The 18638-nt window shown below is 72.3% G+C and carries 16 protein-coding genes; 10 read left to right on the top strand and 6 right to left on the bottom strand.

Annotation, left to right across the window (positions count from 1 at the left end):
• Window positions 1–2 precede the first annotated feature (2 nt).
• Window positions 3–977: a tripartite tricarboxylate transporter substrate binding protein gene (locus tag BUB97_RS20305; RefSeq protein WP_073138165.1), complete on the bottom strand. Its 975-nt coding sequence runs from the start codon at window positions 975–977 to the stop codon at window positions 3–5.
• 66 nt (window positions 978–1043) lie between these two features.
• Window positions 1044–2651, bottom strand: coding sequence for an MBL fold metallo-hydrolase RNA specificity domain-containing protein (locus tag BUB97_RS20300; RefSeq protein WP_073138163.1), 1608 nt, complete (start codon window positions 2649–2651; stop codon window positions 1044–1046).
• Between the two features lie 104 nt (window positions 2652–2755).
• Here BUB97_RS20300 and BUB97_RS20295 point away from each other — a divergent pair, with 104 nt between their 5' ends.
• Entirely contained in the window at window positions 2756–3517 is a 762-nt protein-coding gene (locus BUB97_RS20295; protein ID WP_073138161.1) for an LOG family protein, read from the top strand.
• 78 nt (window positions 3518–3595) lie between these two features.
• On the opposite strand, the gene BUB97_RS20290 is transcribed toward BUB97_RS20295, so the two are convergent.
• From BUB97_RS20290 to BUB97_RS20275, 4 genes are all read right to left on the bottom strand, one after another.
• Window positions 3596–4018, bottom strand: coding sequence for a CBS domain-containing protein (locus BUB97_RS20290; RefSeq protein WP_073138159.1), 423 nt, complete (start codon window positions 4016–4018; stop codon window positions 3596–3598).
• A gap of 129 nt (window positions 4019–4147) precedes the next feature.
• Window positions 4148–5071 (bottom strand): 5-dehydro-4-deoxyglucarate dehydratase, encoded by a 924-nt coding sequence (gene kdgD, locus BUB97_RS20285; RefSeq protein WP_073138157.1) that lies wholly within the window; start codon window positions 5069–5071, stop codon window positions 4148–4150.
• A 69-nt stretch (window positions 5072–5140) separates the two neighbouring features.
• Window positions 5141–5884, bottom strand: a complete 744-nt coding sequence (locus tag BUB97_RS20280) for a FadR/GntR family transcriptional regulator (protein WP_073138155.1) — start codon at window positions 5882–5884, stop codon at window positions 5141–5143.
• A gap of 130 nt (window positions 5885–6014) precedes the next feature.
• Window positions 6015–7550 (bottom strand): CYTH and CHAD domain-containing protein, encoded by a 1536-nt coding sequence (locus tag BUB97_RS20275; RefSeq protein WP_073138153.1) that lies wholly within the window; start codon window positions 7548–7550, stop codon window positions 6015–6017.
• 295 nt (window positions 7551–7845) lie between these two features.
• Between BUB97_RS20275 and BUB97_RS20270 the strand changes: the two genes are divergently transcribed.
• The 9 genes from BUB97_RS20270 to BUB97_RS20230 all read left to right on the top strand — a co-directional run bounded on the left by BUB97_RS20270 (window position 7846) and on the right by BUB97_RS20230 (window position 18550).
• Complete coding sequence (locus tag BUB97_RS20270) at window positions 7846–8853, top strand: FUSC family protein (protein ID WP_073138152.1); 1008 nt, start codon at window positions 7846–7848, stop codon at window positions 8851–8853.
• A gap of 92 nt (window positions 8854–8945) precedes the next feature.
• Window positions 8946–10691 (top strand): methyl-accepting chemotaxis protein, encoded by a 1746-nt coding sequence (locus tag BUB97_RS20265; protein WP_086062408.1) that lies wholly within the window; start codon window positions 8946–8948, stop codon window positions 10689–10691.
• A 10-nt stretch (window positions 10692–10701) separates the two neighbouring features.
• Window positions 10702–11166, top strand: coding sequence for a chemotaxis protein CheW (locus BUB97_RS20260; protein ID WP_073138151.1), 465 nt, complete (start codon window positions 10702–10704; stop codon window positions 11164–11166).
• Window positions 11166–12443 (top strand): CheR family methyltransferase, encoded by a 1278-nt coding sequence (locus BUB97_RS20255; RefSeq protein ID WP_073138150.1) that lies wholly within the window; start codon window positions 11166–11168, stop codon window positions 12441–12443. The genes BUB97_RS20260 and BUB97_RS20255 overlap by 1 nt, the downstream gene beginning before the upstream one ends.
• A 2-nt stretch (window positions 12444–12445) precedes the next feature.
• On the top strand, window positions 12446–13144 hold the full coding sequence (locus BUB97_RS20250; protein ID WP_217659723.1) for a chemotaxis protein CheW: 699 nt from the start codon (window positions 12446–12448) through the stop codon (window positions 13142–13144).
• Window positions 13141–15402 (top strand): hybrid sensor histidine kinase/response regulator, encoded by a 2262-nt coding sequence (locus tag BUB97_RS20245; protein ID WP_073138148.1) that lies wholly within the window; start codon window positions 13141–13143, stop codon window positions 15400–15402. The genes BUB97_RS20250 and BUB97_RS20245 overlap by 4 nt, the downstream gene beginning before the upstream one ends.
• Before the next feature lie 16 nt (window positions 15403–15418).
• Complete coding sequence (gene cheB, locus BUB97_RS20240) at window positions 15419–16483, top strand: chemotaxis response regulator protein-glutamate methylesterase (protein WP_277614046.1); 1065 nt, start codon at window positions 15419–15421, stop codon at window positions 16481–16483.
• Entirely contained in the window at window positions 16480–17508 is a 1029-nt protein-coding gene (locus tag BUB97_RS20235) for a diguanylate cyclase domain-containing protein (protein WP_245818388.1), read from the top strand. Before cheB ends, BUB97_RS20235 begins: the two co-directional genes overlap by 4 nt.
• A gap of 130 nt (window positions 17509–17638) precedes the next feature.
• Complete coding sequence (locus BUB97_RS20230) at window positions 17639–18550, top strand: L,D-transpeptidase family protein (protein ID WP_073138146.1); 912 nt, start codon at window positions 17639–17641, stop codon at window positions 18548–18550.
• Window positions 18551–18638: the final 88 nt, after the last annotated feature.

Raw genomic sequence — 18638 nt, 5'->3', positions numbered from 1 at the left:
GACTACTCGCGGGCGATCCCCATTTCCTGCAGCACGCGCCGGTTGCTGTCGCTTTCCGCGACGAAGCGGTCCCGGAACTCGGCGCCGCTCGCATAGCTCGGCACGGAGTTCAGCCGTGTGGCGGCGGTGCGGAAGCTCTCGCTGCCCACCGCCTCCCCGCAGGCGCGCTGGAGCACGGCGGCGGCGGCATCCGGCAGGCTGGCGGGGGCGATGAGGCCGCCGGCGGAGCTGCCGACAATGGGGTAGCCGGCCTCGGTCACGGTCGGCGCATCTGGCAGGGCGGCGAGGCGCGCGGCGTTGAACACGCCGGCGACGGGCAGGCCGGTGGAGACGGGAATGGAGGGGCTTTCGACGAAGGCCATGATCTGCCCGCCCAGCGCCGCCTGCGCCATCGGGCCCGCCCCGGTGAAGGGCGCGTGCAGCGCCTCCACCCCCGCCGCGCGGAGCAGCCGGGCAATCAGGATGTGCTGGGTGCTGCCCTGGCCGGGCGAGCCATAGACCAGCGCCTCCTTCTTGCTGCGGCCGAAGGCGACCATGCCGGCGATGTCGCGGAAGGGCGCCTCGCGCCCGAGGACGAGCACCTGCGGGTTGTCATAAACGAGGCAGAGGAAGCGGAAGCTGTCCAGCGAGTAGCTGAGCGGCACGAGATGCGGCTGCGCCGTCAGCGGCGTGTTGGGCGAGAGGCCGATCGTGTAGCCATCCGGCCGCGCGCGGGCGATCTCGGCATCGCCGATGGTGCCGGAGGCGCCGCCGCGGTTGACGATGACCACGCTCTGCCCGAGGGCCTGGGACAGGGCGGGCTGCAGGGCGCGCGCCATCAGGTCCGTGTTGCCGCCGGGCGGGTAGGGAACGACGAGCTGGACGGGGCGGGAGGGGTAGCTCTCCTGCCCGAGGGCCGCGCCCGGCAGGGCCAGCGCCAGCGGCGCCAGCAGCCCGGCACCCCAGCGCCGCATCCGGTTCCACCAATGGCCGCGCATCGCATCCTCCCCCTGGTTGTTGCGGGGAGACTAGGGGGCGGGGGTGGATGGCTCAACCACCCGGACTCACGGGGTGCCGGGAGCGTGGAGGGCCTGGCGAAGGCGTTCGAGGAGCGCCTCGCGGGTCCGGTCGTCCGGGGCCTTGTCCAGCGCCTCCTCGATGGAGAGGAGGAGGGCGGCGCGGGCGTTGTGCCAGTCGGGCTGGCCGACCGACTCCGCGGCCGCGCGGCGCCCGGGCGCCGCGGCATCGTCCCGCCGCGGCACGGCGCCGGGCTCCAGCAGGAAGGCCTCGTCCAGCAGCGGGCGGATCACCGCCTCCTCCGGCGCGATGCCGCGGCCGGTCACGCGCTTCGCCAGCCCCTCGATCGCTTCCGGCTCCCCATGGACGAGGAAGACGCCGCCATGGACCGGACCGCGCGCCGCGAGCCAGCGGCCCAGCTCGGGCCCATCGGCATGCGCGGAATAGCCCTGGATGCTGCGGATGGTGGCCGCGACCTGGATTGTCTCGCCCTGGATTCGGACGCGGCGGGCGCCGTCCTGCAACAGGCGGCCCAGCGTGCCGGCGGCCTGGAAGCCGACAAGGGCAACGACCGTGCGGGGATCCCACAGCCGAGCCTTCAGGTGCTGGCGGATGCGCCCCGCCTCGCACATGCCGCTGCCCGCGAGGATGATCTGAAAGCCCTCCTGCCGGGCGAGGCGCCGGCTCTCCTCGCCATCCGCGACATGGCGCAGCCGCGGGGAGCCCAGCGCGTCCCGCATCGCCTGACCGTCCTGGAGTGCGCCGGCGTGGTGGCGGAAGACGCGGCTGGCTCGCGTCGCCAGCGGGGAATCGAGATGGATGGGGGCTTCCGGAATCTCGCCCGCCTGCATGAGCTGCACGAGGTCCAGGATGACCTCCTGCGCGCGCTCGACCGCGAAGGTCGGGATGAGCAGGTTGCCGCCCCGGTCGGCGGCACGGCGGGCGAGCGCCCGCAGCGTGGCGCGGCGGGCTTCCGGCGCCACCGCGGCGCGGTCCTCGTCGCCATAGGTGGATTCGGCGATCACATGGTCGATGCCCCCCGTGGGCCCCTGGGGCGTGCCGTGCAGGCCACCTTCGTCGGGGCCGATATCGCCGGAAACAAGGACGCGCATGCTCTGGCCGCGTAGGGCGAACTCGATCTCGATCGAGGCGGAGCCGAGCATATGGCCGGCATTCCACCAGCGGGCGCGGATTCCCTCGCCGGGGGCGAGCCATTCGCCATAGCGCACGGCGCTGAAATGCGAGAGGGCGCGCTCCGCATCCTGGGCGGTGTAGATCGGCTCCACCGTCTCGCGCCCGCGGCGCCGGTTGCGGCGGTTGAGGATTTCCACCTCGCTTTCCTGCACATGCCCGGCATCGGGCAGCATGCAGGAGCAAAGGTCGATGGCCGCCGGGGTGGCGTGAATGCGGCCGCGGAACCCCTCCTTCACGAGCTTCGGCAGCAGGCCGCTATGGTCGATATGCGCGTGGGTGAGCAGGACGAAGTCCAGGCTCCGCGGATCGAAGGGGAAGGGCTCGTAGTTCAGCCCCTTCAGCGTCTTCGGTCCCTGGAACATGCCGCAATCGACGAGGAAGCGCGCATCCGGCGCCTGGAACAGGAGGCAGAGCCCCGTGACCGTCCGGGCCGCGCCGCAGACTTTAAGCCCCACCGTCATTTCCGCCCTCCGCCATGGCCGCGTTCCGCGATGCGCCTGTCCATGGCATCATGGCGCATCGGATCCGTTGTTTTCATCCACCGCCCATTCCGGAGCGAGATCGCATGCGCCGGCGCCGAGCCACGCCATCGCGGCCGAAGGACCGGCCGAGCTACCGCCTGGCCGTGCTGGACCGCGACTTCCTGCTCAGCCCCGCCATGCGCGGCGTGCGGCTGCAGATCGAGTGCACGAAGGCCGATGAGGGGCTGCGCGCCTGGGGCGTGCGCTCGACCGTGGTGGTGTTCGGCGGTTCCCGCGTGCGGGAGGACGGGCCGGGGCGGCAGCCCTTCTGGTACGCGGAGGCGCGCCGGTTCGGGCGCATCGTCTCCGAGCGCGGCGGTGCGCTGCACCCGGTGGCGGGCATCCGCGACAACGTCATCGCGACCGGCGGCGGGCCAGGCATCATGGAGGCGGCGTGCCGTGGTGCGCATGAGGCGGGCGCCCCGGCCATCGGCTTCAACATCCGGCTGCCGCATGAGCAGGCGCCAAACGCCTACACCACGCCGGAGCTCACCTTCCAGTTCCACTATTTCGCTATCCGCAAGCTGCATCTGGCCATGCGGGCGCGGGCGCTGGTGGTGTTCCCCGGCGGCTTCGGCACGCTGGACGAGCTGTTCGAGATCCTGACGCTGCGGCAGAGCGGGCGGATGGGGAAGGTGCCCATCCTGCTGGTGGACCAGGCCTATTGGCGTGGCCTGGTGAACTGGGAGGCGCTCCGCGAGGCCGGCATGGTGGGGCCGGACGACCTGGAGCTGGCCGGTTTCGCGGACGATGCCGAAGGTGCCTGGCGCGTGCTGGAGGAGAACGGGATCCGGGTACAGAGCTGAGGGACGCCGGCGCGTCCATGCGCCCTGCCGCCGCGCCCGGCGGACCGGGTGGCACGTCACCGAAGGGCGCTGCACCGTTCAGCGCAGGATCTCGAAGAAGCGCGTCTCGTCATCCAGCCGGGCATATTCCCGGGCGCGGAGGTCGTAGCGGGAGACGATGCCCCGCACCCGCCCATCCTGGCAGACCGGCAGGTGGCGGAAGCCGGCATCCTGGAGCAGGCGCAGCGCGTCCATCGCGTCCTGGCCCGGCGAAAGGGTGACGGGGTTGCGGGTCATCACCTCCGAGAGGAGCGTGCTGGTCCCGTCGAGCCCTCGGGCGAGGCAGCGCACCGCGTCCCGCCCGGTGAAGATGCCGGCGAGCCGGTCCCGGTCCTGCACCACGAGCACGGCGCCGACGCGCCGGTCATGCATGGCGGCGCAGGCCTGCGTCACCGTGGCATCCGGCGGCAGGGTCAGCGGGTTCTGGTCGCGGATGATCTCGGCGGCGATACGGTCCTGCATGGCGGCTTCTCCTCCCGGTGCGGGAGGATGGCGCGGCCCGGCCGGCGTGGCCTTGATCCAGCGCAGGGCCGCGGCCGGGATCACGCCACCAGCGCCGGGGCAGGCCCCGGCACTGGCGGGGTTCGGCCGCTATTGCGGGCCGAGCTGCTCGATCAGCGGGCGCAGGGCGTCGAGCTCGGCCTGGTTCAGGTCGCTCAGGGGCGAGCGCACCGGGCCGGCGGAATGGCCGACGAGGGTGGCGCCCGCCTTGACGATGCTGACCGCATAGCCCGGCTGGCGGTTGCGGATGGCGAGATAGGGGAAGAAGAAGTCGCGCAGCAGGCGGTCGACCGTCGCTCGATCCTTGTTGACGACGGCGTCGTAGAACTGCTTCGCGGTCTTGGGGATGAAGTTGAAGACGGCGGAGGAGTAGGTGGGCACGCCCATGGCGAGATAGGCCTGGGCATAGACCTCCGCGGTCGGCAGGCCGCCGAGATAGGTCAGCCGGTCGCCCATGCGGTTGTACACCGCGACCATCGCCTCGATGTCGCCGACGCCGTCCTTGAAGCCGATGAGGTTCGGGCATTCCTCGGCCACTGCGGCCAGGGTGTCCGGCGCCAGCCGGCAATTGGCGCGGTTGTAGACGATGACGCCGAGCTTCGTGGAACGGCACACCGCCGCGATATGCGCGCGCAGCCCGGCCTGGGAGGTCTCGGTGAGGTAGGGCGGCATCAGCAGGATGCCGGCCGCGCCCTGCTTCTCCGCCTCCTGCGCGTATTCGATCGCGATGCGCGTTCCATGGCCGGCGCCGACGACGATGGGCGTCTGCCCCTCGCAGGTCTGCACCGCCACGCGGGCGACATCGGAGAACTCACGCGGGGTGAGGGAGAAGAACTCGCCCGTGCCGCCGGCCGCGAAGAGGGTTGCGGTGCCATAGGGCGCCAGCCACTCCAGGCGGGCGCGGTAGCCCTCCAGGTTCAGGTCGCCATTGGCGTGGAAATCGGTGAGCGGGAAGGAGAGAAGGCCGGTCGGCAGGACGGCCTTGAGTTGTTCGGGCGTAAAGGACTGGGGCATGGGCTTGGCTCCTCCGGAGGGGAGGTCATACAAGCGGCTAACTTGTCAGACAAGTGGTGAAGGCCGGCCTCAATGGGGCCCCCGCGCGGCCTCCAGCGCCCGGCGCAGGCGCTCCCGGCTGTTCGAGAGGTGCAGCCGCATGGCGGCCCGCGCCTCATCGGCATCCGCGCGGGCGATCGCGTCGCGGATCTGGGCATGTTCCTGCAGCAGGCGCCGGAGATAGTCGGCCTTCGCCCGCGCATCGCCCCGGTGCAGGTCCACCCGCGCCCGGGGCAGCAGGTTAGGCGAGAGGCCGGAGAGCAGCTCGGCGAAGTAGAGGTTGCCCGACATCCGCGCGACGCAGAGATGGAAGTCCTGGTCATGCGCGGCGGAGCGGTCGGGTTCCTCCAACGCCTCGGCGAAGGCCGCGGAGATGGCATCCAGCTCCGCCAACTGCGCGGCGCTGTGGCGCTGGGCGGCCAGCGACGCCGCCTCGGATTCCAGCGCGATCCGGATCTCCACGAGCTTCACCACATCCTCGAGCGGCCCGATCTCGGAGGCATCCAGCCGGGGCGGGGGCGGCGCGGGGGAGAGCACGAAGGCGCCGCGGCCCTGCTGCGTCTCGATCTGCCCGCCGGCGCGGAGGGAGGAAATCGCCTCCCGCACCACGGTGCGGCTGACCCCGTATCGGGCCATCAGCTCCCGCTCGGTCGGCAGGCGGTCGCCGGGCCGCAGCTCTCCGCGCCCGATCCGCGCCTGGAGGTCGCGGGAGACCTGGATCGTCAGGGGAAGGCGGCCTGTCTCCTCGGTCGCGGCGGGGGTCTGGGCAGCCATGTCTCTCCTCGGATGGAGCCCCGGGCAGAGCGCCGGGGGCAACATCGCATGGGGATCATGCCGGTTCCAGGGCTGCCCCCGGGACGCCCGCGCCCGGTTCCCAGGGCGGGAAAGGGGGGAAGGCCCGGCTTCAGTCGGCTTTCAGGCGCGGCAGTGAGCCGTCCTTGAAGCGGCGCCAGGCCTTGGGAAGCTTCTCCAGCGCCGCGCCCCGACGCTCCCCGGCCCAGGCCTTCACCGCCTCCAGCGACGGGTCGAGATCCGCGCCGGAGCCGGCGAGGTGTTCCGTCAGGCGCACCGCCATGGCGGCGTCATTGAGAGCGCCAAGCTGCTCCTGCAGGTCCTTGCAACGGTCGAGATACGCTTCCACCCGCTTCTTCCGGTGCAGGGGGGCCAGGAACTCGACGGCGTAGCGAAGCTTCTTCAGCGCCTTGCGGAGGTCGTGCAGCTCCTCGTCCGAGCGATGGCGGATCCGGCGGCCGCGGCGCCGCACGCGCCGGTCCAGCCGCTCCTCCAGCTCCGGCGCCAGGTCGGCCAGGGGCTCCGCCATGGCGCCCCCATCCTCCCGGCCGGACAGGGCGGCGGGATCCTCGACCCAGGCGGCGAGGCCGAGGACGAGCCGGGTCAGGCCGGTGCCGTCGAATTCGGCGGCGAGCCGCTCATGCGCGGCCCGCCTTTCGGCCCCGGCCGGGCCGCGCAGCGCGTCCAGCAGGGGGGCGGGCACGCCGTCCCCGGCCAGGCGCGGCAGGGTTTCCTCGCAGAACACGTCCCAGTCCCGCGCTTCGCCGAGCATGCGCCCGAGCCCGCGGAGGGATTCCGTGAAGAGGGCTTCCTTCTCCTCCAGCAGGCAGGGGCGGAAGAGGGACAGCCCCGCCCGCAGCCGGCGAATGGAGACGCGCATCTGGTGCACGCCCTCCATGGCCCCGGAGGCCGCGGCGGGCTGGTTGGCGAGAAGGGTGGCGAGGGTGGCGCCGGCCATGCGGCGGAATGCCTCGGCGGCGCTGACGTCGGGCGGGAAGTCGGGCGCGGCGAGCTTGGGCGCCTTGCGCGGCTGGCCGGTCAGCAGCCACCAGCCGCGATCCGACTTGGCTTCTGTCCCGAGGCGCAGCGGCAGGTCGGTCAGCAGGGATTCCGCCAGCCGGTAGAGCGAGGCGGGCCGGCCCTCCTTCAGCTCCAGCTCCATCTCGCCGATCGGCTCCTGCGCCTCGCCGGCCCGGAGGCGGCCGCGGTCGATCGTCATCTCGATCAGGGAGTCGCCGCGCCGGAGGAGGCGGACGGCGCGCGTGACCTCCGCGGTGAAGAGCGGCGCCAGCGCCTCCTGCTCTTCCGCAAGCTTCGCGAAAGGGGTCTCGGCGAGGCGGGAGAGGTCGGGGCGGCTATCCGGGACGGGCCATTCCCATTCCCCGCGCCCGAAGGGCGTGTCGCCGCCGCGCAGCTTGAGCGTCTGCACGTGCCGGCCCCCGCTGCGGCGCACGCGCAGGCTGGCGCCGGCCCGTGCGAGGGCATGGTCCGGCGTGTCGAAATAGGTCGTCACCTCCTCCCTCGGAGGGGGGGCCTTGCCGCGGCCGGGCTTCAGGGCTGGGTGGGCGCCGAGCGCCGCTTCGGCGCCCTCCGGAAGGTGGAACTTGATTTCCAGCTCCGTGGGGCGGGGCTCTGTCGGGCTCGTCATGGTCGCATCGAACGCCGGCCTGGAAGCGGCGTTTCCAGCCGGGGCGGCGGAGCGTGATCGCAAGTTCGCTGACATCGAACTGTCACATTGGGCTGTCCTCCCTATTCTCGCGCGTTGCGGGCGCGGGGCATAGGCCTGGCGTGAATTCCGCGGGCGGAACGGGCGCGCACCGTTCCATGAGCCGTTAAGGATTGGCGCCCAGATTGCGGGCGTGCCCGCGACGAAACCCGCCTCCCGGAAGGGCTCCTCTCCCGCCGCGCCGCCGGGCGGGAGGCCCGGAACCCCGGCCGGCCCCTTGCCCCGCGACTCGCCCCGCGACTCGCCCCGCCCCTTGCCCGATCCGCGCAGCTTCGACCCGGTGAGCTTTCCGGGCCAGACGGAGGGGGAGGCCTGGCCGCCCGCGCATTTCGACTTCACCGCCCCGTGGATCCTCGGCGGCAAGCTCGCCTTCGAGCGCGATGCCTCGGGCGAGATGTGCGTCGTGCGGCGCTTCGAGCACCTGCGCCTGGTCGTGCCCTTCGAAGCGGCGCACCGGATGCTGGAACTGGCGCCGGGCGGCCGAGACTTCCGCCTGCTGCGGCTGGTGCCGGCGGCGCTGCGCTTCGTGGAGGTGGTGACGCCCGGCGACCCCGTGCCGCTGCTGCTGCGGGACGCGGAGGCCGTGATGCCGGCGGATCATCACCTCTATGCCGCCACTACCTCGCTGATGGAGGCGCTGGCCCGCCAGACCGGGGAGGAGGGCCGCGCGCTGTCCGACGCCATCCGGCGCGTGCAGCCCGGGCGGGACATGTTCGAGCGCGCGCTGGTGCATTGCGTGACGGTCGATGGCCTCTCGATGGAGTGGATCGCGCCGGTCGCCCGGCGCTTGCAGCGCCTGACCAACGCGCATGCGCGGGTGCTGGCGGCCGTGGCCAGCCAGCCCGGCTATGCCTCCATGGAGCGGATCGTCGGGCAGACGCGGCGGAGCCTGGCGGCGGACCGGCGCTGGGCGAGCGACCTGCTGACCCATGCGCTCGTCGGCATCGAGCCGATCCTGGCCCGGCCCCGCCTGGCCGCCGAGCTGCTTCAAAGGCAGGCCGAGGCCGTGTTGCGGCGGGGCGGGGCCCTTGGGGACATCCAGGAACTCGTCGCCGAGCAGGACCGGCTGCGTGACCGGCTGCACGACCTCTCCACCTTCTGGCAGCGCCTCGTCGCCGCCTGGCTGTCGGTCCATCCCGAGACGACCGACCGGCGGGAGATCGAGGCGCTGACCCGCAACACCATCCGGCGGCTGGGCCTGCGTTCGCTCTATCTCAGCCCCTGAGACGACCGGGGGCTGGCTGCCCGCGGTTTGCATCGAGCTGCTATCCCTGATTGATTGCCCGGGGCTTAGCATCAATTCGGGGTTGTGGGCGGATGGACCGGTCCAGATCAGGCGGGTTCGGGGGCTCCAGCCTTCCGGCGGGCGGGGCGCCGGAGGGCGCGGAGCCGCGGCGGCAAGCGGAGGGCCAGGGACGGGCCGGGGCGCGCGGCGCCGCCGGCCACCTCCCGGTGCGCTGGCTGATCACCCTCAGCTTCGTGGTGGTGATCGCCCTGATGATGGCGATGGGGGCGATCGGCTATCTCCGCCTGGCCGAGATCGAGCGCGAGGCCGAGCTGGTGGAGCGCGAGACCACCCCCGGCCTGTATGTCAGCTCCCAGCTGACCCTGGCCTGGGCGCAGCGCTTCGCGATGATCGAGGGGCATGTGCTGCTCGACGGCCAGGCCGAGCGCCAGGAGCTGGAGGCCCGGATGCAGGCGAACCGCGCCTCCATCGAGACGCTTTCCAGGCTCTACGAGGGCCTCCATGCGGATCAGTCCGATCGGGAGCAGCTGGCCGCGCTGAAGGCGCAGGAGCCGGCCTTCGTGGCGGCCGAGGCCGAGGTGCTGCGTTTCAGCCGGGAGGATCGCGACGACGAGGCTCGCGCGGCTCTGACCGGCCGGCTGTTACCGGCGAACCGGAACTTCCAGGCCGCCCTCGTGGCACTCATGGAGGTCAACAAAACCGAGGCGGACAAGGCCACCCGGCAGATCGTCGCCTCAAGCGATGCGGCGCAGCTCGGCATGTCGCTGACCCTCGCGGTGGCCGTGCTGCTGGCGGCCATTTGCGGCTATTTCCTTCTGCGCGCCATCACCCTGCCTTTAGGGCGGCTGGTCGAGGCGGCGGAGCTGATGCGGGAGGGCGACTTCAGCCGCCGCGTCGTGATCACCCGGCGGGACGAGTTCGGCGTGCTCGCGCGCGCCTTCAACCGCATGATCGACGACCTCACCGCGCTGATCGGGCAGGTTCAGCGCTCCAGCATCCAGGTCAGCACCTCCATCACCGAAACCGCCGCGACCTCGCGCCAGCAGCAGGCGACGGCGAATGAGATCGCGGCCACGACGAGCGAGATTGGCGCGACCTCGCGCGAGATCTCGGCCACCTCCAAGGAGCTGGTGCGGACGATGGAGGATGTGGCGGCCGTGTCCGACCACGCCGCCTCCATGGCCGGGGAGGGCCGGGCGGGGCTGGCGCGGATGGAGGAGATCCTCGGCCAGGTCGCCGCGGCGGCCGGTTCGATCAACGCGAAGCTGGGCGTGCTGAACGAGAAGGCGGGCAACATCAACCAGGTGGTGACCACCATCACGAAGGTGGCGGACCAGACCAACCTGCTCTCGCTGAATGCCGCGATCGAGGCGGAGAAGGCGGGGGAATATGGCCGGGGCTTCGGCGTGGTGGCGACCGAGATCCGGCGCCTGGCGGACCAGACGGCGGTCGCGACCACGGATATCGAGCAGATGGTGAAGGACATCCAGTCCGCGGTCTCGGCCGGCGTGATGGGGATGGACAAGTTCTCCGAGGAGGTGCGCCGCGGCGTGCTGGAGGCGCAGGCCGTGGGCGGGCAGCTTTCGAACGTCATCGAGCAGGTGCAGGGCCTCGCGCCGCGCTTCGAGAATGTGAGCGAGGGCATGCAGGCGCAGGCGGTCGGGGCCGGGCAGATCAGCGACGCGCTCTCCCAGCTCGGGGAGGCGGTGACGCAGACGGTGGAATCGCTGCAGCAGTCCAGCCAGGCGATCGACGAGCTGAACCAGGTGGCCGGTGGCCTGCGGGGCAGCATCTCCCGCTTCCGGCTGCAGTCCTGACGGCGCGCGCATGCTGTTCCTTCTGTTCCGGCTGGGGGAGGACCGTTACGCGATCGAGGCTGGCCGGATCGGCGAGGTGCTGCCGATGGTCCGCATCAAGGCGCTGCCCGGGGCGCCCCGCGGGGTCGCGGGCCTTATCGACCATCGGGGGGCCCCGGTACCGGTCATCGACCTCAGCGCGCTGGCCCAGGGGCGGCCGGCCGCCTCGCGCCTCAGCACGCGCATCGTCCTTCTGCGCGATGGGACGCCGGACGGGACGCCGCGCTGGCTCGGGCTGATCCTGGAGCATGCGACGGAGACACTGCGCTGCGAGCCTGGTGATTTCGTGGACCCTGGCGTGGGCGGCGGCGAGGCTCCCCTTCTCGGGCCCGTGCGGCCCGACCCGGATGGGATGATCCAGTGGATCGACCCGCGGGCCCTGCTGTCGGCGGAGGTTAAGGACCTGCTCTTCCAGCAGGCGGCGGAGGCCGGTTGATGCTCGCCGCCATCGAGGCCCTGCTGAAGGAACGGATCGGGCTGGATGCCGCGTCGCTCGGCGGCTCCGGCGTCGGCCGCGCGGTGCGGGCGCGGCAGGAAGCCTGCGACCTGCAGGATGTCGAGGCCTATGGCGCATTGCTGCGCCAATCCCCGGCGGAGCTGCAGGCGCTGGTCGAGGCGGTGGTGGTGCCGGAGACCTGGTTCTTCCGCGACCCCGGCGCTTTCGAGGTGATGGCCCGGCTGGTGCGGGAGCGGAGCGCTTCCGGGCGGCGCACCCGGCTGATGAGCCTGCCCTGCTCGACGGGCGAGGAACCCTATTCCATCAGCATGGCGCTGCTGGATGCCGGGGTGCCGCTGGACCGCTTCACGATCGATGCGGTGGATGTCAGCGCGCGCTCCATCGCGCGGGCGCAGCATGCCATCTATGGCCGCCACGCCTTCCGCGGCGCGGAGACCGGGTTCCGTGAGCGGCATTTCGAGGCGGCGGAGGGCGGGTTCCGCCCCTCCGAGGCCGTGCGGAGGCCCGTGCGCTTCCTGCGGGGGAACCTGCTGGAGCCGGGCTTCCTGCCCGGCGGCGGCGGGCATGACGTGATCTTCTGCCGCAACCTGCTCATCTATTTCGACCGCCCGACGCAGGAGGCGGCGCTGCGGGTGCTGCACGGCCTGCTGGCGCCCGAGGGGTTCCTGTTCCTCGGCCCGTCCGAGACGGCGCTTCCCTCGCGAAGAGACTTCGTCTGGCTGAAGCTGCCCATGGCCTTCGCCTTCCGCAAGGCGCCCGGGACATCCCTCCAGGCCGTTGCCAGCCCGGTGGAGGCCGCACCGCGCCGCCTGCGGCCGATCCCGTCGCTGCCACCCATGCCGCAGCAGGCCCCGGCGCTGCGTGCCTTCCGCCCGGCGCCGCCCGTGGCGGTGTCTCCCCTGCCAGTGCTTCCCGCGACGATACCCAGGCCGGCTCCCGCCCCGCGCGCGGGTCTCGCGGAGGCGCAGCGCCTGGCGGATGCCGGCCATCTGGCGGAGGCGGTGCGGCAATGCGAGGCGGCCATCCGGGAGGGCGGTCCCTCGGCCGATGCCTTCCACCTGCTCGGCCTGTTGCGCGACGCCGAGGGGCGGCGGGCGGAGGCAGTGGCGCAGTACCGCAAGGCGCTCTACCTCGATCCGCAGCATGGGGAGGCGCTGGCGCATCTCGCCCTGCTGCTCGAACAGGGCGGCGACGATGCGGGGGCGCAGATGCTGCGTGACCGGATGGCCCGGGCCGCTCGGCGGAGCGCCGGCTGAGCATGGGGCCCGGGATGAATCCGGGGATCGATCCCTGCTGGGGGCGGGTGGGAGTCGCGGGGGACGCCTCCTGCCCCGAGTTGCGCGCGCATGTGCATTGCCGCAACTGTCCCACTCATGGCCGCGCCGCGGCGGCGCTGCTCGACCGGCCGCCGCCCGAGGGGTATCTGGCCGAGTGGACCGGGCATGTCGCGCGGGGCAGCGCGCTGTCCGGTCTTTCGCTCGACTTCGCCAGGCGGGAGGCGGCGAGGGCCGCGCGTTCCGCGATGATCTTCCGCATCGGCGCTGAATGGCTGGCCCTGCCAACGGGGATGCTGCAGGAGGTGGCCGAGATGCGGCCGGTGCATTCGCTGCCGCATCGGCGAGACGGCGTCGTGCTCGGGGTGACGAACATTCATGGCGCGTTGCTGATCTGCGTCTCCCTCTCGGTGCTGCTGGGGTTGGAGGCACTGGCCCAGGGCGGCGGCACGGGCACGCGGCGCCTGCTGGTGATCGGGCCCGAGGCGGGCCGCTTCGTCTTTCCGGCGGACGAGGTGCACGGGATGCACCGCTACGCGCCCGATGCGCTGTCCCCGCCGCCCGACACGGTTTCCCGGGCCGCCTCCAGCCATGTGCGCCATGTCCTGTCCTGGGAGGGGCGGAGCGTCGGGCTTCTCGATGGGGAGCTCCTGCTCGCCAGCCTGAACCGGCGGATCGCATGAGCGGGGGCGGGGAGGATTACAGCCAGTTCTCGCTGCTGGACCTGTTCCGGCTGGAGGCGGAGACGCATGGCCAGGCGCTGACGGCGGGGCTGCTGGAGCTGGAGCGCGACCCCTCGGCGGCGGCGCCGCTGGAGGCCTGCATGCGGGCCGCGCATTCGCTGAAGGGCGCGGCGCGGATCATCGAGCTGACGCCGGCAGTCGATCTCACCCATGCGATGGAGGACCTCTTCGTCGCCGCCCAGCGCGGGAAGGTGGTGCTGCGGCGCGGGCAGATCGACCTGCTGCTGCGCGGCGTCGACCTGCTGGGCACGATGGCGCGCGCGACCGAGAGCCCGGAGGCGGCCGGGAGGTCGGCGCGGGCCGAGGTGGATGCGCTGCTCGCCGCGCTGGGCGTGGCGGGGGAAACCCCTGCCGGGGCTCCTCCCCCCATCGCTGCTCCCCCTGCGCCGGAGGAGAGCGCCGCCCCCGCCCCTGCCGCCGCCACGCGCCCCGCGGCGCCCGAGGGCACCGACGGCACCGAGCGGATGCTGCGGATCACGGCCGAGAGCCTCAGCCGGCTGTTGGGGCTGGCGGGCGAGGCGCTGATGGAGGCGCGCCGGCTCCGGCCGTTCAACGACCGGCTGATGCGGCTCCGCCGGCTGCATTTCGACGCCGCCCGTGCCTTCGACGCGCTGCGCGAGGCGATGCCGCCGGAGGAGGCCGGGCCGGTGCAGCCCGCCCTGGCAGCGGCGCGGGGGCGGCTGGTGGCCTGCCAGGAGAGCCTGGCGGAGCGGCTGGCCGAATTCGAGGAGATCGACCGCCGCGCGCTGCAGATCGCCCACCGCCTGTATGACGAGGCGCTGGCCAGCCGGATGCGGCCCTTCGAGGATGGCGTGCGGCGCTATGCGCGCAGCGTGCGGGACCTCGGGCGCGAGCTGGGCAAGCAGGTGCGGCTGGAGATCCTGGGCGGTGGAACGCCGGTGGACCGGGACATCCTGGAGCGGCTGGATGCGCCGCTCGGGCATCTTCTGCGCAACGCCATCGACCATGGGATCGAGACGCCGGAGGAGCGGCGGGCGGCGGCCAAGCCGGAGGAGGGGGTGATCCGCCTGGAGGCCCGCCACCATGCCGGGATGCTGCAGATCGTCGTCGCCGATGACGGCCGGGGGATCGACCTGGAGGCGCTGCGGGCGGCGGTCCGGGCGCGGGGGCTGGCCCCCGCGGAGACGGTGGTGCAGCTGAGCGAGGCGGAGCTTCTGGAATTCCTCTTCCTGCCCGGCTTCAGCATGAAGGCGGAGGTGACCGAGATCTCCGGGCGCGGGGTGGGGCTGGATGCGGTGCAGGCGGCAGCGCGGCAGGTGCGGGGGAATGTCCGCGTGGCCACCGCGGCGGGGCAGGGCACGCGCTTCCGCTTCGAGCTGCCGCTCACCCTGTCGGTGATCCGCACCCTGATGGTGGAGATCGGAGGCGAGCCCTATGCGCTGCCGCTGGCAGGGATCGAGCGGGCGATGAAGCTGCCGCGCGCCGCCATCGAGGTTCTGGAGGGGCAGCAGCATTTCGACCTCGACGGCCGGCGGGTGGGGCTGGTCGACTCGCGGCAGCTCCTCGGCGGGGCGGAGGCCGCGCTGGGCGGGGAGGAGGTGTCGGTCGTCGTCATCGGCGACCAGCGGAGCAGCTACGGGCTGGCGGTGGACCGCCTGCTCGCCCGGCGGGAGCTGGTGGTGCGGCCGCTGGATGCGCGGCTGGGCAAGATCCCGGGGGTGGCGGCGGCGGCGGTGATGGAGGATGGCGCGCCGGTGCTGATCCTCGACGTGGAGGATCTCATCCGGGGCGTGGAGAAGCTTGTCGCGGCCGGGCGGCTGGGCCGGGTTGCCGCCGCCGGCCCGGCGGCGGGGCGGCCGCGCCGGCGCGTGCTGGTGGTGGATGATTCGCTGACCATCCGCGAGCTGGAGCGAAAGCTACTGACCCAGCGCGGCTACGAGGTGGAGGTGGCGGTGGACGGGATGGATGGTTGGAACGCCGCCCGTTCCGGCGGGTTCGACCTGGTCGTGACCGATGTGGACATGCCGCGGATGGACGGGATGGAGCTGGTCACGATGATCCGCCGCGACCCCCGGCTGCGCGACCTGCCGGTGATGATCGTCTCCTACAAGGACCGCGAGGAAGACCGGCGCCGCGGGCTGGAGGCGGGGGCCGACTACTATCTGACCAAGGGAAGCTTTCACGACGAGACCCTCGTTCAGGCTGTGGCCGAACTGATCGGCGAGGCCCAGCCGTGATGGCGGATCGGCCGCCATGAGCGGGGCGCGAAGCGGGGATGCCACCTTGCGGATAGGGATCGTCAACGACATGCCCATGGCGGCGGAGGTGTTGCGCCGGGTGCTGGCTCTGGCGCCCGAGCACCGCGTGGCATGGACTGCGCCGGGCGGGGCGGAGGCGGTGGCGCTCTGCCGGACCGACCTGCCGGACCTGGTGCTGATGGACCTGGTCATGCCAGGCATGGACGGGGTGGAGGCCACGCGGCGGATCATGGCCGAGACGCCCTGCGCCATCCTGCTGGTGACGGCGAGCGTGGATGCCAATGTCTCCCGCGTGTTCGAGGCGATGGGACATGGCGCGCTCGATGCGGTGGACACGCCGCATCTCGGCCTGGGCGACCCGCGCGAGGGGGCGGCGCCGCTCCTGCGCAAGATCACGGCGATCGGGCGCCTGGTGCGGGAGCCGGGCGGGGCCGCGGCGGCGCTGCGGCCGGCCGGGGCGGCGCCGGGGCTGCGGCAGCCCCTGGTGGCGATCGGCGCCTCGGCGGGTGGGCCGGCGGCGCTGGCGACGCTGCTGCGCGGCCTGCCCGCGGATTTTCCGGCGCCCGTCGTGGTGATCCAGCATGTGGACGAGCGCTTCGCGGAGGGGATGGCGGCCTGGCTGGCCGAGCAGGCGCCTATGCCCGTGCGGCTGGCGCGGGAGGGTGACGCGCTGCGGCCCGGCACGGTGCTGCTGGCCGGGAGCGAGGACCATCTGCTGCTGAAGGCGGCGGCGCAGCTCGGCTATGCGGCCGAGCCGCGAGACTATGTCTACCGCCCCTCGGTGGACGTGTTCTTCCATAGCGTCGCCGAACGCTGGAAGGGCGATGCGGTGGGCGTGCTGCTCACCGGCATGGGGCGCGACGGGGCGCAAGGGTTGAAGGCCATGCGCGGCAGGGGCTGGCACACCATCGCCCAGGATCGGGCGACCAGCGCCGTCTACGGCATGCCGAAGGCGGCGGCCGAGATCGGCGCGGCCGCCGAGATCCTCCCCCTGCCCCACATCGCCGCAGGATTGATGACCGCCATGGCCCGCCAGGCCGGGAAGGAACCGATGCGATGAACACCGATTTCCAGCACGGCGCGATGGGCCCCCGCCCGCCGGACGAGGATGCGATCATGGTGCTGCTGGTGGACGACCAGCTGATGATCGGCGAGGCGCTGCGCCGCATCCTGGCGAGCCAGCCGAGCATCGGGTTCCACTACTGCTCCGATCCGAACACCGCGCTGAAGGTGGCGGCGGAGGTGCGGCCGACGGTGATCCTGCAGGACCTTGTCATGCCGGGCGTGAACGGGCTGGACCTGGTGCGGCAGTACCGCCAGTCCCCGGCGACGCGGGACATCCCGGTGATCGTGCTCTCCACCAAGGAGGAGGCGGCGGTGAAGAGCGAGGCCTTCGCCGTGGGCGCCAACGACTACCTGGTGAAGCTGCCCGACCGGCTCGAGCTGATCGCCCGCGTCCGCTACCATTCCCGCGCCTATCTGAACCAGCTGCAGCGCGACGAGGCCTATGCCGCGCTGCGCGAGAGCCAGCGGCACCTGATGGCGGCGAATCTCGAGCTGCAGCGGCTGACGAAGGTGGACGGGCTCACCGGCCTCAGCAACCGCCGCTATTTCGACGAGTACCTGGCCGCGGAATGGGCGCGGGCGGCGCGGGAGGGTAGCCCGATTGCGGTGATGATGATCGATGTGGACGAGTTCAAGCGCTACAACGACCATTACGGCCACCTGGCCGGGGACGAGGTGCTGAAGACGGTGGCGGAGGCTATCCAGGCGCATTGCCGCCAATCCTCCGACCTCGCGGCGCGCTTCGGCGGCGAGGAGTTCGTCATGGTGCTCGCCGATGCCACGCCCGGGCGGACGGAGGAGCTGGGAACGGGCCTGTGCCGGAGCATTGAGCGGCTGCGGGTGCCGCATCTGGCCTCGCGGGTGGCCGGGCATGTCACGATCAGCGTCGGAGGCGCCCTGGCGGTGCCGGAGGCGGACACCTCCCCCATCCGGCTCGTGGATGCGGCGGACAAGGCGCTCTACCAATCGAAGGCGGCGGGGCGGAACCGGGCGACGATGATGCCGGAAGGGGTGGCCTAGCGACAGGGGGCCCGGAAACGGGCGGGATCGCAGGATTTTGCTCGGCCGCGATGGCATGGAACCGGGCCGGCACCTAGCGGTTCATTCATCGTCATCTGTTAACATGAACGCCTCTCCATTTGGCTCGACCATGCACCCGACCCGCCGTTCCCTGACGCGTGCCCTCCTCCTCGCCTCCGCCCCGTTCGGCCTGCTTCGCCCGGGAAGGGCTTCCGCCCAGGGCATGGTCGCGGCTCCGGTCATCGACATGCGCGAGCATCTGCGCCGCGCGCGGCTGGCGCTGCCGGCGGCGAACCGGACCGGGCGGGTGGCCATCGACCGCACGCTGGAGCGGCTGGGCGACCTGGCGGTGGACCTCTCGGCGGGGCGGCTGATCCTGGTAAACATCGCGGCCGCCGAGCTGATCGCCTATGACAGCGGGCGGGAGGTGATGCGGTCGCGCGTCATCGTCGGGGCGCGGCGGACGGCCACGCCGCAGCTCGCCACCTTCGTCACCTCGGCCCGCTGCAATCCTCCGTGGTACGTGCCTGCGAGCATCGAGCCGGAGGTGCGGGCCACCGGGATCACCGGCTTTCGCGTGGTGAACGGGCGGCTGATCCAGCCCCCGGGACCGACCAACCCGCTGGGGCCGATCCGGATCGGGCTGTACGATTCCGACGGCATCTTCCTGCATGGCACGAATAGCCCCGCGGCCTTCGCCCGCCAGGCGCGGGCCATTTCGCATGGCTGCGTGCGTGTGGAGCGAATCCGGGAGCTGACGGCCTGGATGCTGGACCAGACCCCCGCGGCGGTGCAGGCCCGGCTGGCCACTGGGCGCACGCTGGAACTCGTGCCGGCGCAGGAGGTGCAGGTCTCGCTCGCCTATCTGACTGCCTGGCCGGACCCGGCCGGGCGCGTCCTGCTGCATCCGGATCCCTATGGGCTGGACGTGCCCGGCGCGCGGCGGGCCGCCTATCGCCGCGTGACGCGCCCGGCGCCGCAGACGGTCCCCGAGGCGGAGGCAGCCGCGGCGGCTGCCACGCCCGAGGACAACCCCCTTTAGCAGGTTGCTGAAGAAGTCGGCCCTCGACGCGATTTGAGGAACATGATTCACCTCCGCAGGGCAACCGCGGGGTTGATGATGCGGGGGA

Origin of the sequence: Muricoccus roseus (assembly GCF_900141905.1) — a bacterium.
In the GTDB taxonomy this organism is placed as follows: Bacteria; Pseudomonadota; Alphaproteobacteria; order Acetobacterales; family Acetobacteraceae; genus Roseomonas; species Roseomonas rosea.
Note: the sequence above shows the minus strand (reverse complement) of the source record. Positions and strands in the feature narration are given on the sequence as shown.